Genomic DNA, 14686 nt, shown 5'->3' with positions numbered 1-14686 from the left:
ATGATCAACCTGTGGTTCGTCATCATCGCCTTCCTCTGGACCGGGTACTTCGTCCTCGAAGGCTTCGACTTCGGCGTCGGCCTGCTGGCGCCGCTCCTGAGCAGGAACGCCGCCGAGCAGCGCCAGAGCCTGCAGACCATCGGCCCGGTCTGGGACGGCAACGAGGTGTGGCTGATCACGGCCGTCGGCGCCATGTTCGCCGCCTTCCCCGCCTGGTACTCCGGCCTGTTCAGCGCGTTCTACCTGCCCGTCACGCTCATCCTGGTCGGCCTGATCGTGCGCGGCGTCGGGCTGGAGTGGCGCGGCAAGGTCGCCAACCCGATCTGGTGCGACCTCGGCATCCTGGTCGGCAGCGGCCTCCCGGCGTTCCTGTGGGGCGCGATCTTCGCCGACGTGCTGTTCGACAGCGGCCCGGCGGCCCTGCTCGGCGGCGCGTTCACGCTGACGCTCTGCGTGCTGCACGGCGCGGTCTTCCTCGCCCTGCGCACCACCGGCCCGGTGCGCCGCCGGGCCAGGACCGCCGCCATGGCCGCGGCGGCGGTGGCCATCCCGGTGGCCGTGCTGGCCCTGTCGAACCTGGGCTCGCTGCCCGCCCTGGCCGCCATGGCCGCGCTGGCCGCCGCGGCGGCGCTCATCTGGCGGCGCAGGGAGGGCTGGGCGTTCGGCGCGACCGCTGCGGGCATCGTGCTGGCCACGCTGGCGGTCTTCATGGAACTGCGCGTCGCGCCGCTGCCCGGGCTGACCCTGGCGGCGGCCGCCTCGGGGCCGTACACGCTGACGATGCTGAGCTGGATCGGGCTGATCACGCTGCCGTTCGTGCTGGTCTACCAGGGCTGGACGTACTGGGTGTTCCGCAAGCGGGTCATGCTCGCGGCGGCGTAGGGCGCCTCAGCCGACCGTGCGCATCTGGTTCGTGCGGTGGTCCTTCAGGTGGAGGTCGCCGCGGAGCCGCTCCTTCAGCAGCTCCAGCACCTTGCGGCTGGACAGCACGGTCCACAGGTTGCCGACCAGGTGCGGGTTGTACTCGGGGGCGGCGTCCATCCAGGCGTCCTTGCCGGACTGGCTGGCGAACGTCGTGACGAAGAACTGGCCGTCGGCGGTCCGGCAGTAGCCCGTACGGATCTCGGCGGCGTCGACCTGCATGCGCGGCTTGCAGCCGACCTTGGCGGCGAGCTGCTCGACCGTCTGGGGCGCCGCCGCCCGCGGGGCGTTCCGGCCGGCCGCCGCCGGGCCGCCGGAGCCGCCGCCGGCGGAGCAGGCGGCGACCAGCCCGGCCAGCAGCGCGAGGACGGCCAGACGTGGAAATGTCGTCATGTGCGGAGATACGCACGGCCCCCCGCGCCGGTTCAGCGCAGGACGGCGCAGCCCCGGGCGCGCAGCAGATCGAGCACCGGCGGGTCGTCGTAGAGCTTGTTCCAGCGCAGGTCGAGCTTGCGCAGGCCGGTCAGCTCGGCGACCGCGGCGGGCAGCTCGCGCAGCCGGTTGTTGCGCAGGTCGAGATGGGTGAGGCCGGACGGCAGCGCGGGCAGCTCGCTCAGCTGGTTGTTGCGCAGGTCGAGCACGCGCAGCTCGGTCAGCGCCGCGAGGGCGGCGGGCAGCCGGGTCAGCCGGTTGCCCTGCAGATGCAGCTCGCGCAGCCGGCCGAGCCCGCCCACGGTCTCCGGCAGCGTCTCCAGCCGGTTGTTGTACAGGCGCAGCTCCACCAGCGACGCCATCGACCCGAGCGCGTCCGGGAGCCTGGTCAGCCGGTTGTCGGTGAGGTTGAGGTAGGCCAGCCGGTCGAGGCGGCCGAGCGCGGCCGGGACGTCGGTGAAGCCGTTGTCGCTCAGGTAGAGGTAGTCGGTGAGCGGCAGGTCGCCGACCTCGGACGGGATCGAGGCGAGCCGGTTGTGGCCGAGGTCGAGCATGCGCAGCCGGGTCAGGCCGCCGATGGCCGCGGGGAGCTCGGTGAGGGCGTTCTCGGCGAGGTTGAGGGATTCCAGCGCGGTCAGCTTCCACAGCCCGGCGGGCACGGAGGTCAGCCGGTTGCCGCCGAGCGCGAGGTGGCGCAGGCGCGGGCCGAGGTCGCCGGTCAGGCGCTCGATCCGGTTGCCGTAGAGGAAGAGGGTCTCCAGGCCGGGCGGGCAGCCGGGGACCTCGGTCAGCTCGTTGCCGTCGAGGTGCAGGGCGCGCAGCGCGGTCAGGCCGGACAGGCGGGGCAGCTCGCGCAGCCGGTTGCCGTCGAGCCGCAGTTCCTCCAGCGCGGCCAGCCCGGCCACCCGGGCGGGCACGTGCGTGATCTCGTTCCAGGCCAGGTCGATCGTGCGCACGTCGTCGGGCACGTCGGGGAAGCGGGTCAGGCCGGCGCCGGGAGCGAGCATGGCGCCGATCATCGCATACGCAGCCCGAACAGGTCGGACGGCGAGATGGGCATGCGGTCGATCTCGATGCCCTCGGCGTCCTCGATCGCCGAGGCGATGACCGCCGACACCGGGATCACGCCGGCCTCGCCCGCGCCCTTGATGCCGAGCGGGTTGAGCGGCGAGGGCGTCTCCAGGTGGGCGGTCTCGATCGGCGGGATCTCGGTGGCGTACGGCATGAGGAAGTCCATGAACGAGGCGTTGACGAGCTGGCCGTGGACGTCGTACTCCATGCGCTCGTACAGGGCGCCGCCGATGCCCTGGGCCACTCCCCCGTGGATCTGGCCCTCCACGATCATCGGGTTGATCAGCCGGCCGCAGTCGTGCACGACGGCGTACCTGACGACCCTGATCTCGGCGGTGTCCGGGTCGGTCTCGACGACGGCCGCGTGCATGCCGGAGGCGAACGTGGACCGGATCGGCGAGTAGAACTCCCGCCCCTCCAGGCCCGGCTCGTCGCCCTCGGCCACCGGCGGGCGGGCCGGGTCGGCCGCGCCGGAGAACTGGGTCGCCCTGGCCGTCTCCTCGTCGAAGGCGTACCGCAGCGGGTTGGCCAGCACCGCCACCGTCGAGAGCGGGATCGCGGCGGTCGGCGCGCCCACGACGTGCACCAGGCCGTCGTCGATCTCCAGGTCGGCCGGGTCGGCCTCCAGGGCGTCGGCCGCGATGCGCAGCGCCTTCTCCTTGACCTTCCGGCAGGCCAGGGCGATGGCGTTGCCGCTGACGACGGCGGCGCGGGAGGCGAAGGTGCCCACCGCGTACCCGAACCTGCGGGTGTCGCCGGTGACCACGCTGACGCGTTCGATGGGCACGCCCAGCTCGGCGGCGGCGATCTGGGCGAAGACGGTCTCGTGCCCCTGCCCCTGGGAGGTCAGGCCGGTCGAGACGTGCACCCGGCCGTCGGAGGTGATCTGCACGTGCCCGCCCTCGTACGGGCCCACGCCCGTGCCCTCGACGTAGCAGCCGATGCCGATCCCCCGGCCCGGACGCCGCTCGAAGGAGTCCCAGCCGATCAGCTCCTTGATCATGCGGAGCATCTCCGGGTAGTTCCCGCTGTCGTAGATGAGCGGGCGGCCGTCCTGGAACGTCATCCCCTGGTCGTAGGGGAACTCGTCGGGCCGGATGAAGTTGGCCGCGCGCACCTGCGTGCGGTCCTTGCCCAGGTAGCGGGCGATCTTGTCCATGGTCCGCTCCATGCAGAACACGCCCTGCGGCCGGCCGGCCCCCCGGTACGGCGTGACCTGCACGGTGTTGGTGTAGACCGCCGTGAACTCGACCCGGTAGGCCCCCGGCTTGTACGGCCCCAGCAACTGCGTGGAGGTGACGATGGGCACGATGATCCCGTACGGCGTGTAGGCGCCGTGGTCGTGCAGGATCGTCACGTCCAGGCCCAGGACGCGGCCGTCGTCGTCGAAGCCGACGCGTACGTGGTGGATCTGGGCGCGTTCGTGCGCGGAGGAGATGAAGTGCTCCCTGCGGTCCTCGGTCCACTTGATCTCGCGGCCGAGCGTCATCGCGGCCCACGGCACCAGGATCTCCTCCGGCCACGGATGCACGATCTTCACGCCGAAGCCGCCGCCCACGTCCGGGGCGATCACCTCGACCTGCGGCAGCGGCAGCCCGAGCGCGGCGGCGACGGCCATGCGCACGCTGGTGGAGGTCTGGGTGCTGGAGTGGACGCGCAGGTCGCGGCCGTCCCAGCGGGCGTGCACGCCGCGGCCCTCCAGCGGCATGCTGGCGCTGCGCTCGATGTCGAGCCGGAAGGCCAGCGTGTGCGGCGCGCTCTCGACGGCCTCGCGCGCGCCCCTGCCGTCGGCCCCCGGCACCTCCTGGACGAGGTGGGCCCCCACGTTCCCCGGCACGTCCTCGTGCACGAGCTGGGCGCCCTGCACCGCCTCGGCCAGGCCGACGACCGGCTTGAGCGGCTCGTAGGCGACCTCGATGAGCGCGCAGGCGTCCTCGGCGGCGTACCGGTCGGCGGCCACGACCATGACCACGGGCTCGCCGACGTGCCGGACGACCTCCCTGGCCAGCGGGTACGCCGTGCGCCCGTGGGTGAGCGCCGGGTGCGGGATCAGCAGCGGCAGCGGCCGGCCCACCCGCTCGGGCAGGTCCTCCCAGGTGTAGATCGCGACCAGGCCCGGCACGTCGAGCGCGGCGGACACGTCGATGTCGCCGACGCGGGCGTGGGCGTGGGGTGACCGGACGAACGCGGCGGCGAGCGCGTCGCGGCCCAGGTCGTCGAGGAAGCGGCCCTGGCCGGTGAGCAGCCTCGGGTCCTCCCGCCGCTGCACCGGCTCGCCGAACATCCTGGTCGTCACGGTCCCTCCCGTCGCGGCCCGCCGGCCCGCGCCGCTCACGACTCCTCCGCCAGCAGCTCGGCGGCGCGGTGGACGGCCTTGACGATGTTCTGGTAGCCGGTGCACCGGCACAGGTTGCCGGACACGCCTTCGAGCACCTCCTCGTGGGTGGGCGCCGGGTTCTCGGCCAGCAGGGCGGTCACCGTGCACAGGAAGCCCGGGGTGCAGAAGCCGCACTGCAGGCCGTGGCACTCGGCGAAGGCCCGCTGCACCGGTGAGAGCCCGTCCGGGCCGGCCAGGCCCTCGACGGTGGTGATCTCGTGCCCGTCCACGGTGACCGCGAAGGTCAGGCACGACCGGACCGGCTCGCCGTCGAGCAGCACCGTGCAGCAGCCGCAGACGCCGTGCTCGCAGCCGACGTGCGTGCCGGTCAGGCCGAGGTCGTGGCGCAGGCAGTCGGACAGCAGGCGGCGTCCGGGGACGCTGACCCGCCTCGCCGTGCCGTTCACGGTCAGCGTGATCTCATGTTCCACCGGTCGCCGTCCCCTCCCGTGCCGCCTCGCGCAGGGCCCGTTCGGCCAGCACGCCCACCAGGTGCCGCCGGTAGGCGGCGGTGGCGTGGATGTCCCCTTCGGGGTCGGTCCCGTCCCGCACGGTCCGCGCGACGGCCGGCCAGTCGACGCTCGCGGCCGGCCGGTGGCCGCACGCGCCGGTCACGTCCATCAGGACGGGGACCGGGCCCACGCCGACGCAGGCGACCCTGGCCGCGGCGACGCGCAGGTCGTCGTCGAGCGTGACCACGGCGCAGACGCCGGCCAGGGCGTAGTCGCCGTGCCGCCGGGACACCTCCTCGAACGCCGTCCCGGCGCGCCCGCCGAGCGCCGGGAAGTAGGCCGACACGGCCAGCTCGTCCGGCCGGACGCCGGACTCCATGGGCCCGACGAAGAACTCCCGCGCCGGCACGTCCCGCTCGGCGACGCCCGCGGCGGTCCACCGGGCCAGCCGCACCGAGCCGCCCAGGACGGCCAGCACCGCGGGCAGCTCGGCGGCGGGATCGGCGTGCACCAGGCTCCCGACGACCGTGCCCCGGTTGCGGATCACGGGGTGGGCGACCAGCCGCAGCGCCTTCGTCAGCAGCGGGTGCGCGCCGGACCGGGCCACCCGCGAGTGCCGGGCCAGCGCGCCCACCCGCACCCCGTCGCCGCCCGCCTCCACCGTGTCCAGGGCGGTCAGGCGGTTGATGTCGACGATGTGCTCGGGCGCGGCCAGCCGCATGTTCAGCATGGGGATCAGGCTCTGGCCGCCGGCCAGCACCTTCCCGTGCACCTCGGCGAGCGTCCGCAGCGCCGCGCCCAGGTCGCGGGGGGCGTGGTGGGTGAACGGCGGCGGCTTCACCCGGCCTCGCCCGGAGCCGGGTGCGGGGCCGGTCCCGGTGAGCGCCCGGCTATGACGCGCAGCAGGTGGTAGCCGCCCACCACCACGACGGTGCCGAGCGCGATGCCCTCCAGGGAGAAGTCTCCGCCGATCATGTGCGTCACCGGTCCGATCGCCAGGATGATGCCCGCGCCGATCGGGACCATGTTCACCGGGTCGGCGAAATCCACCCGGTTCTCGATCCAGATCTTGGCGCCGAGTAGTCCGATCATGCCGTACAGGATGACGGTGACGCCGCCGAGCACGCCGCCCGGCGTGGCGGCGACCAGCGCCCCGAACTTCGGGCACAGGCCGAACAGGATCGCGATCAGGCCGGCGATGTAGTAGGCGGCCGTGGAGTAGACCTTGGTGGCCGCCATGACGCCGATGTTCTCGGCGTAGGTGGTGGTGGGCGAGCCGCCGACCGCGCTGGTGACGACGGTGGCGGCGCCGTCGGCGATGATCGCCCGGCCGATGTAGGGGTCGACGTCGGTGCCGGTCATCTCGCCGACGGCCTTGACGTGGCCGACGTTCTCGGCGATGAGCGCGATCACCGCGGGCAGCACGAGCAGCACGGCGGAGAACCGGAAGTCGGGCGCGTGGAAGTCCGGCAGCCCGAACCAGTCGGCCCTGGCGACGGCGTCGAAGCTGACCCGGTCGTGCGGGAAGGCCGTGGCCACGCAGTACGTGCCCTCGGCCGGGCAGGCGGCGCCGGCCGCGTCGCGCAGGTTCTGGCCGGGCAGCACGGAGGTGACCGGCCCCGCCGCCCGGTCCAGCACCCAGGACAGCGCGAACCCGGTGACCAGCCCGATGAGCACCCCGACGCGTCCGGCGAACCCCTTGAACGCCACGATCACCACGAACGTCACCAGCATCGTGATCAGCGCCACCCACTGGTCCTGCCCCCAGTAGACGTCCGCGACCACGTACGCCAGCCCGAACCCGATGAGCATCACCACCGCGCCGGTGACGACGGGCGGGAAGACCCGGTGGATGATCTGCACCCCGAGCACGTGCACGGCCAGCCCCGCCAGCGCCAGCACGAGCCCGGCGACCAGGATCGAGCCGGTCACGATGGCGTCGGCGACGCTCTGGTCGGTGCCGACGGCGGCCCTGATGGCGAACACGCCGCCGACGAACGACGCGCTGGTGCCCAGGTAGCTGGGCACCTTGCCCTTCACGATCAGCAGGAACATGATCGTCGCGACGCCGGACATCATCACGGCGACGTTCGGGTCGAGCCCCATCACCAGCGGGAACACGAACGTGGCGCCGAACATGGCGATCACGTGCTGGGCGCCGAAGCCGACCATGCGCGGCCAGCTCAGCCGCTCGTCGGGCCTGACCACCTCGCCGGGCGCCAGATGCCTGCCGTCACCGTGTCTGGTCCATCCGAAAACCATCTGCGCCCTCTCTTCCGGGCCGGCGACCGTGCCTTTGCGGGCACATTAGGACCGCTGGGATGCGGCTACACGGGCATGATCTGCCAAATATCCCGCGGTCACCAGAGCGAACCTCCGAACGGGGAAGTCGCCGGCCGGTCAGAGAGGGGGTTATCGGCCTGTTTCGGGCACCGGTTCGCGGCGCGTGGCGCGCAGCAGGTGGTAGCCGACGAGCAGCACGATCGTGCCGAGCGCGATGCCGCTGAGGGAGAACGTGCTGGTGATCGGGAAGGCGACCGGCCCGATGGCGATGATGATGCCCGCGCCCACCGGGACCAGGTTGACCGGGTCGGACAGGTTCACCTTGTTCTCGATCCAGATGCGGGCGCCGAGCAGGCCGATCATGCCGTACAGGATGGTCGTGACGCCGCCGAGCACGCCGTCGGGGGTCGCGGCCACGAGCGCGCCGAACTTGGGGCACAGGCCGAACAGGATCGCGATGACCGCGGCGATGTAGTAGGCGGCCGTGGAGTAGACCTTGGTGGCCGCCATGACGCCGATGTTCTCGGCGTACGTGGTGGTGGCCGGGCCGCCGACCGAGGTGGCGACCACGGTGCCGACGCCGTCGGCCATGATGGCGCGGCCCATGTAGCCGTCGACGTCCGCGCCGGTCATCTCGCCGACGGCCTTGACGTGGCCGACGTTCTCGGCGATGAGCGCGATCACGACCGGCAGCACCAGCACGATCGCCGACACCTCGAACACCGGCCCGTGCAGCGACGGCAGGCCGATCCAGTCGGCGTCGGCGACGCCCTGGAGGTTGACGCGGAAGTGCTCGGTCACCTTGCCGGTGGCGTCGGGGGCCAGGATCTTCCCGCCCACCACGTCCCAGACCCACGACAGAACGAACCCGAAGACCAGGCCGAGCAGCACGCCGATGCGGCCGAGGAAGCCCTTGAAGACCCCGATGAACACGAACGTGGCCGCCATCGTGAGCAGCGCCACCCACGGGTCCTTGGGCCAGTAGACGTCGGCCGCGACGTAGGCCATGCCGAAGCCGATCAGCATCACCACGCCGCCGGTGACGATCGGCGGGAAGACGCGGTGGATGATCCGCACGCCGAGCAGGTGGATGGCCAGCCCGCAGCCGGCCAGCACGACGCCGACGGCCAGCAGCGCGCCGGTGACGGTCGCGTCGCCGCCCCCGGCCGCCCTGATCGCCACCACGGCCCCCACGAAGGACGCGCTCGACCCGACGTAGCTGGGGATCCTGCCCTTGACGATGAGCAGGAACAGGATCGTCGCGACGCCGGACATCATCACGGCCAGGTTCGCGTCGAGCCCCATGACCAGCGGGAACACGAACGTCGCGCCGAACATGGCGATGACGTGCTGGGCGCCGATGCCGACCATCCGGGGCCAGGAGAGCCGCTCGTCAGGCTTGACGACCTCTCCCGGCGTCAGATGCTTCCCGTCGCCGTGCAGCTTCCACCCGAACACCGCGAACCCACCTCAATCTTCCGCCTGACCAGCGGCGACGTCTTCCGAAGTATGTCGGAGAGCACAATAAGGGGTGTCGCGACCATCCGGATACGGCGGGCCGTTATTGCACGTGGATCGTGAACCCGTCGCCGCTCACCACCTGGCCGGTACGGATCTTCGCCGTCTTCCGCAGCTCGACCTCGCCGTCGACCTGGACCAGGCCCTCGGCGATGAGGTGTTTGGCCATGCCGCCGGTCTCGGTGACCCCGCAGTACTTCAGCAGGTCGCACAGCGGGATGTACTCGGAACGCAGTTCGAAATCCAGATCCACGAGCCCCAAGCCTAGATGCCGCGCATGCGCAGCACGTGCAGGGCCAGGGTCAGGTTGAGCCGCAGGTGGGGGTCGTCGGTGAAGTTGCCGAGCAGGCGTTCCAGCTTCCCGATCCGGTAGCGCAGCGTGTTGTAGTGGAAGTGCAGCCGGCGGGCGGTCTCGGCGACGTTGAGGTTGGTCTCCAGGAGCACCTGCAGCGTGCGCCGCAGGTCGGCGTTCTCGGCGTCCTCGTCCCAGGCCAGCGGGCCCAGCGTCTCGCGGACGAACGCGTGCAGCTCGCCGGTGTCGTTCACCAGCGACAGCAGCCGGTAGACGCCGAGCTGGTCGAAGTGCGCGACCGCGCCCGGCCCGTGCAGCTGCCGGCCCACCCGGGCCGCCTTCATCGCCTGCGCGTACGCCTCCGGCAGCGTCCCGGCCCCCGGGCTCGGCCGCGAGGTGCCGGTCGAGAACGTCGCGGGCGGCACATCGGCGAACGCCGAGGCGGCGTCCTTGGCCACCCTGGCGGCGTCGAGCGAGGCGTCCAGGACGGCGACGACCTCGTGCGAGAACCCGGCCACCGCGCCGCGCGGGTCGTGCCGCCGCACGGCCGCCGTCCAGCAGGACACCAGCCGGTCCTGGGCGCTGCGCTCGTCGCCGTCGGGGTCGAGCTCGGCCACCAGCACGATCACCGGCCGCGCCAGGTCCCAGCCGAACGCCCTGGCCCTGGCGTCGACCCGCTCGGGCGTGCCGGCCCGGCCGGTGAGCACGTCGCGCAGGAAGTCGGCCCGGTACTTGCTCTCGACCGCGTTGACCGCCTCCTGCCGGGTCACGACCAGCGCGGCGACGGTGGCGGCGCGTTCCAGGATGCCGATGTCGCTGTCCCGGATCGCGCCGGTGGCGCTGTAGGCGACGATCCGGCCGTGGTGGTGGCCGCCGGCCAGCACGGGGGCCGAGGCGAACGCCCTGCCGCGGCCCGGCGTGTCGGCGGACCGCGCGGGCGGCGGGCCCTCGCGGGAGATCGACTCGCGCAGGGCGGCGACGTGCTCGGCCGCCCCGGCGGTGGCCAGGACCTGGCCGGAGCCGTCCACGGCGGCCACGGCCACGTCGAGGAGCTGGGCCACCTCGGCGGCGACCTCGTTGAGCCCGCCACCGGCCAGCACCACGTGGACCAGCGCCCGGTGCGCCTCCTCGGCGCGGGCCAGCACGGCGGCCTGGCGGTTGAGTATGTCGGTGAGCACCTGGTTGAGGATGTCGTCGAAGCCGACGTCGTTGGGCAGCAGGATGAGCGGGAAGCCGAGCCGGTCGGCCTGCTCGGTCATCTCGGCGGGCAGCTCGTCCACGTACCGGCCGAGTTTGATCGCCAGGGCGGCCAGGCCGCGTTCGTCCAGGTCGGCGACCAGGCGGCCGAGCGACTGCGGCGTGTTGCGCAGCGGGTAGCCCGTGGTCAGCAGCAGCTCGTGCGGCTTGACCCAGGCCAGGATGTCGGGCACCTCCATGACGTTGAGCCGCTGCACGATGCGCCCGAGCCCGCTCTCCCCCGCGATCAGCCTGGCCTCGGCCAGCGTCGAGACGCCGAGCACCTCCCCGACCGAGACGCCGTGGATGATCGTTCCGGTGCTGGCCAGACGCACGGGGGGCTCCATGTGGTGATTGTGACTCCCCAGACGGTCTGTCAGGAAGAGCCAACCTTCCCGCTGACTGTTGGCAAATTTCTCCGTACGGAGGGTTCTCCGGCCGTTCTACGGTCAGGACCAGGGTCCGATGGGAGGTTCGGTGACCGTCAGTACTCATGCGCGGCGTGCCCGGGTCCGTGTGACGGGCGCGGCCAGCACCGCCGTGCGTCCCGTGCTGGAGGCCCCGCGCAGCCCGGCCCGGGTGCTCGCGGCGTTCTCCGCGGGGATATACCTGGAGGTCAGGACCGACTGCGAGCCTTCGGTGATCGCCCTGATCACCGGCGAGGCGGCCCGGCTGCCCAACTCGGTGCTGCTGGCCACGCCACTGCCGAAGGTCACCGTGGGTGACGACGCCTCCGTCGGCGACCGCGGCATCGAGCTGGGCTCGCTGAGCCTCGGCGTGCGCCGCTGGTGGGACCCGGCTCCGGCGCTGGGCCCGGTCGACCCGCTGAGCCTGGCCGACGTCGTCCTGGACGGCCCCGGACGGCCCGGCCTGGCCGGGAACGACGCCGTCGAGCTGCTGGCGCGCAGTTGCGCGCAGGCCCGGCTGCTGGGCGCGGTGACGGCGGCGGAACGGCTCGTGGGGCTCGGTCCCGGGCTCACGCCGAGCGGCGACGACGTGCTGGCCGGGCTGCTGGTGACGCTGCGGCACCTCGGCACGGCGACCGGCACGCGGCGGGCGGTCTGGCTGGCCGACTGGCTGGCGGCGACCGTCACCTACGACGCGCGCACCCGTACGACGCCGATCTCGGCGACGTTGCTGCACTGCGCGGCCAGGGGCGAGGCCAGCCCTGAGGTGACCGGCGTGCTGCGCGGCATCGCGGGCAGGCAGGCGCTCGAACCGGCGCTGCGGCGGTTGCACCGGCTCGGCCACACCTCGGGCGCCGACCTCGCCCAGGGCATCTCGATCGGGCTCGCCTCGGTCCGGGCGTTGAGCGGGCGCCCGTGAGCGACGACCTGATCCAGCTGAGAAAAGGGACGTACCACGACTCCGTCACCTTGATGCGAATAAGTCGTGCGCTGACCGAAATGCCGGGCGTGGAGGTGGCGATGGTGGCCATGGCCACCGAGCTCAACCTCGCCATCGTCCGCGACCTCGGCTTCGAGCCCCCGCCCGCGGGCCCCGGCGACCTGCTCATCGCCCTGCGCGGCGCCGACCCCGCGCGGGCCGTCGAGGAGCTGGACGCCCGGCTGACCGCGCGGGCCGCCACCGCCGCCACGGGGTCCGGGGAGCAGCCGCCGCGCACGACCTTTTCGGCCGCCAGGACGCCGGCCGACCTGGTCCTGGTGTCCGTGCCCGGCGAGCACGCCTTCTGCGAGGCCCGCGACGCCGTCGAGGCCGGGCTGCCGGTGATGATCTTCAGCGACGGCGTGCCGCTAGCCCAGGAGCGGTGGCTCAAGGAGCTGGCCGAGGAGCGCGGCGTCCTGGTCATGGGGCCCGACTGCGGCACCGCCTCGATCGCGGGCGTCGGGCTCGGCTTCGCCAACGTGCTGCGGCCGGGGCCGGTCGGCCTGGTGGCCGCCTCCGGCACGGGCGCCCAGCAGGTGTCCTGCCTGCTCGACTGGGCGGAGGCCGGGATCAGCCACATCCTCGGCGTGGGCGGCAGGGACCTGTCCGCCGAGGTCGGCGGGCTGGCCACGATGCGCGCCCTGCGGCTGCTCGACGACGATCCGGCCACCGAGCTGATCGTGCTGGTCGGCAAGCCGCCCGGACCCGGCGTGGCGGGGGCCGTCCGGGAGGTGGCGGCCGGGCTGCGCACGCCGGTGGTGGAGGCGGTGCTGCCGGAGACCGACCTCACCGAGGCGGCCGGGCGGGCGCTGCGGGCGCTGGGCCGCGGCGTGCCCGGATGGCCGTCCTGGCCGGGAGCGCTGCGCGGGGAGCCGCGGAGTGTCAGGGGGCTGTACGCGGGCGGCACGCTGTGCGCGGAGGCCGCCGTCCTGGCCGGGCCCGGCGAGTTCACCGACTTCGGGGACGACGCCTACACCAGGGGCCGGGCGCATCCGATGATCGATCCGACGCTGCGCCTGGAGGCCCTGTCGCGGGTCCGGGCGGACGAGGTGGTGCTCATGGACGTCGTCCTCGGCCACGCCGCCGACCCCGACCCGGCGGCCTCGCTCGCGCCGGCCGTCGCCCGTACGCCGGCCACCGTCGTGGTGGCGCTGGTCGGCAGCGCGGGCGATCCCCAGGACCTGCACCGGCAGGCCGCGGCGTTGCGCGAGGCCGGGGCGGCCGTGTTCGTCTCCAACGCCGAGGCCGCCCGCCACGCCCGGAGCCTCCTGTGACCCCGCCCGCCGTGCCCTCGTTCGCCGTTCGTCGCCTTGCCGGGAGGGTGTCGTGAGCCTGTTGTCGGGGCCGCCGCGGGTGATCACCGTCGGCGCGGAGCTGCTCGACGAGGCGCTGGCGGCCCAGGCCGTGCCGACGACGCCGGTGGCCTGGCGGCCGCCGCTGCCCGGCACCGCCGACGCCCTGGCCAAGGTGCTGGCCGATCCGCGCAGGACGGCCGCCAACGAGCTGGCCGTGCGCAGGCTGACGAGCGCGCGGCCGTACCTCGTGGGCCTGCGGCGGGCCGCCGAGGTGCTGCCCGCGGGGACGTTCCTGCACGCCGGGCCGCCGATCGAGTGGGACCGCGCCTCGGGCCCGATGCGCGGCGCGCTGATCGGCGCGATGTTGCTGGAGGGCCTGGCGGGCGACGAGCGCGAGGCCGAGGCCGGGCTGGCGGCGGGCGCGGTCGCGCTGCGGCCCTGCCACGAGCACGCCACGGTGGGCCCGATGGCGGGCGTGGTGAGCCCGTCGATGTGGCTGCTGGAGGTACGCGACGAGGAGCACGGCGGCACCGCCTACTGCTCGCTCAACGAGGGCCTGGGCAAGGTGCTCAGGTACGGCGCGTACGGCCCCGAGGTGCTCGACCGGCTGCGCTGGATGGACGAGGTGCTCGGCCCGGTCCTCGCCGCGACGCTGGCCCGTACCGGCCCGATCGACCTGCGCTCGCTGATCGCGCAGGCGCTGCAGATGGGCGACGAGCTGCACAACCGCAACCGCGCGGCCACCTCGCTGCTGCTGCGCGAGCTGGCCCCGGCCCTGGTGGAGGCCGCGCCCGCGCAGGCGGCGCAGGTGCTGCGCTTCGTCAACGGCAACGACCACTTCTTCCTCAACGCGGGCATGGCCGCGGGCAAGGTGAGCACGGACGCCGCCCGCGACATCCCCGGCTCCTCGCTGGTCGTGGCCATGGCCAGGAACGGCACCGACTTCGGCGTGCAGGTCTCCGGGCTCGGCGGGCGCTGGTTCACCGGCCCGGCCGGGGTGCCGGACGGCCTCTACCTCGGCGCGTACGGCCCCCAGGACGCCAACCCCGACATCGGCGACTCCACGATCACCGAGACCTCCGGGCTGGGCGGCTTCGCGATGGCCGCCGCGCCCGCGATCGTGCGCTTCGTCGGCGGCGAGGTGGCCGACGCGGTCCGGGCCACCCGCTCGATGTACGAGATCACGCTCGCCGAGCATCCCGCGTACCAGATTCCCGGGCTCGGATTCCGCGGCACGCCCGTCGGCATCGACGTGACGCTCGTCGCCAGGACGGGCATTCTGCCGGTCGTCAACACCGGCATCGCGGGGCGCGTGGCGGGCACCGGCCAGGTCGGCGCGGGGCTGGTGGAGCCGCCCGCGCAGGCGTTCACCAGCGCGTTGATCGCACTCGCCGCTGAGTAAGTGATCAGTTTGAAAAGCCGT

13 protein-coding genes are annotated in these 14686 nt (G+C 73.3%); 4 read left to right on the top strand and 9 right to left on the bottom strand.

Annotated features, from left to right (window positions below):
- Positions 1-882 (top strand): cytochrome d ubiquinol oxidase subunit II, encoded by an 882-nt coding sequence (gene cydB, locus ACIBK9_RS38380; protein WP_352363882.1) that lies wholly within the window; start codon positions 1-3, stop codon positions 880-882.
- A 6-nt stretch (positions 883-888) separates the two neighbouring features.
- Here the strand turns inward: cydB and ACIBK9_RS38375 are convergent, their stop codons facing one another.
- From ACIBK9_RS38375 to ACIBK9_RS38335, 9 genes are all read right to left on the bottom strand, one after another.
- Positions 889-1314, bottom strand: a complete 426-nt coding sequence (locus tag ACIBK9_RS38375) for a hypothetical protein (protein ID WP_397163676.1) — start codon at positions 1312-1314, stop codon at positions 889-891.
- Positions 1315-1346: 32 nt separating this feature from the next.
- Positions 1347-2360, bottom strand: coding sequence for a leucine-rich repeat domain-containing protein (locus ACIBK9_RS38370; protein ID WP_397163675.1), 1014 nt, complete (start codon positions 2358-2360; stop codon positions 1347-1349).
- 8 nt (positions 2361-2368) lie between these two features.
- Positions 2369-4720 carry an aerobic carbon-monoxide dehydrogenase large subunit gene (gene cutA, locus ACIBK9_RS38365; RefSeq protein ID WP_397163673.1) on the bottom strand — a complete coding sequence of 784 codons (2352 nt, stop codon included), beginning with the start codon at positions 4718-4720 and terminating at the stop codon, positions 2369-2371.
- A 35-nt stretch (positions 4721-4755) separates the two neighbouring features.
- A complete protein-coding gene (locus ACIBK9_RS38360) occupies positions 4756-5232 on the bottom strand; it encodes a (2Fe-2S)-binding protein (RefSeq protein WP_358284884.1) in 477 nt (158 codons plus the stop codon).
- Positions 5222-6094, bottom strand: coding sequence for an FAD binding domain-containing protein (locus tag ACIBK9_RS38355; RefSeq protein ID WP_397163671.1), 873 nt, complete (start codon positions 6092-6094; stop codon positions 5222-5224). Before ACIBK9_RS38355 ends, ACIBK9_RS38360 begins: the two co-directional genes overlap by 11 nt.
- Entirely contained in the window at positions 6091-7515 is a 1425-nt protein-coding gene (locus tag ACIBK9_RS38350) for a uracil-xanthine permease family protein (protein WP_397163669.1), read from the bottom strand. Before ACIBK9_RS38350 ends, ACIBK9_RS38355 begins: the two co-directional genes overlap by 4 nt.
- Before the next feature lie 150 nt (positions 7516-7665).
- Positions 7666-8994, bottom strand: coding sequence for a uracil-xanthine permease family protein (locus ACIBK9_RS38345; protein ID WP_397163668.1), 1329 nt, complete (start codon positions 8992-8994; stop codon positions 7666-7668).
- A 103-nt stretch (positions 8995-9097) separates the two neighbouring features.
- Complete coding sequence (locus tag ACIBK9_RS38340; protein ID WP_352363868.1) at positions 9098-9307, bottom strand: RNA-binding S4 domain-containing protein; 210 nt, start codon at positions 9305-9307, stop codon at positions 9098-9100.
- Positions 9308-9318: 11 nt separating this feature from the next.
- Positions 9319-10929 (bottom strand): PucR family transcriptional regulator, encoded by a 1611-nt coding sequence (locus ACIBK9_RS38335; protein WP_397163666.1) that lies wholly within the window; start codon positions 10927-10929, stop codon positions 9319-9321.
- Positions 10930-11059: 130 nt separating this feature from the next.
- Between ACIBK9_RS38335 and ACIBK9_RS38330 the strand changes: the two genes are divergently transcribed.
- Genes ACIBK9_RS38330 through ACIBK9_RS38320 form a run of 3 tightly spaced genes read left to right on the top strand, consistent with a single transcriptional unit; the run spans position 11060 to position 14665 of the window.
- A complete protein-coding gene (locus ACIBK9_RS38330) occupies positions 11060-11908 on the top strand; it encodes a DUF2877 domain-containing protein (protein ID WP_352322369.1) in 849 nt (282 codons plus the stop codon).
- On the top strand, positions 11905-13242 hold the full coding sequence (locus ACIBK9_RS38325) for an FdrA family protein (protein ID WP_397163665.1): 1338 nt from the start codon (positions 11905-11907) through the stop codon (positions 13240-13242). The genes ACIBK9_RS38330 and ACIBK9_RS38325 overlap by 4 nt, the downstream gene beginning before the upstream one ends.
- A gap of 52 nt (positions 13243-13294) precedes the next feature.
- Entirely contained in the window at positions 13295-14665 is a 1371-nt protein-coding gene (locus ACIBK9_RS38320; protein WP_397163663.1) for a DUF1116 domain-containing protein, read from the top strand.
- Positions 14666-14686 lie beyond the last annotated feature (21 nt).

It is taken from the genome of Nonomuraea sp. NPDC050227, from assembly GCF_044459705.1.
GTDB lineage: Bacteria > Actinomycetota > Actinomycetes > Streptosporangiales > Streptosporangiaceae > Nonomuraea.
This window is presented reverse-complemented; position numbering and strand designations above follow the sequence as displayed.

What these genes read in the sequence shown, in the direction of transcription:
- cydB (WP_352363882.1), top strand. Translation starts at nt 1, where the DNA reads ATGATCAACCTGTGGTTCGTCATCATCGCCTTCCTCTGGACCGGGTAC.
- ACIBK9_RS38375 (WP_397163676.1), bottom strand. Translation starts at nt 1,314, where the DNA reads ATGACGACATTTCCACGTCTGGCCGTCCTCGCGCTGCTGGCCGGGCTG.
- ACIBK9_RS38370 (WP_397163675.1), bottom strand. Translation starts at nt 2,360, where the DNA reads ATGCTCGCTCCCGGCGCCGGCCTGACCCGCTTCCCCGACGTGCCCGAC.
- ACIBK9_RS38350 (WP_397163669.1), bottom strand. Translation starts at nt 7,515, where the DNA reads ATGGTTTTCGGATGGACCAGACACGGTGACGGCAGGCATCTGGCGCCC.
- ACIBK9_RS38335 (WP_397163666.1), bottom strand. Translation starts at nt 10,929, where the DNA reads ATGGAGCCCCCCGTGCGTCTGGCCAGCACCGGAACGATCATCCACGGC.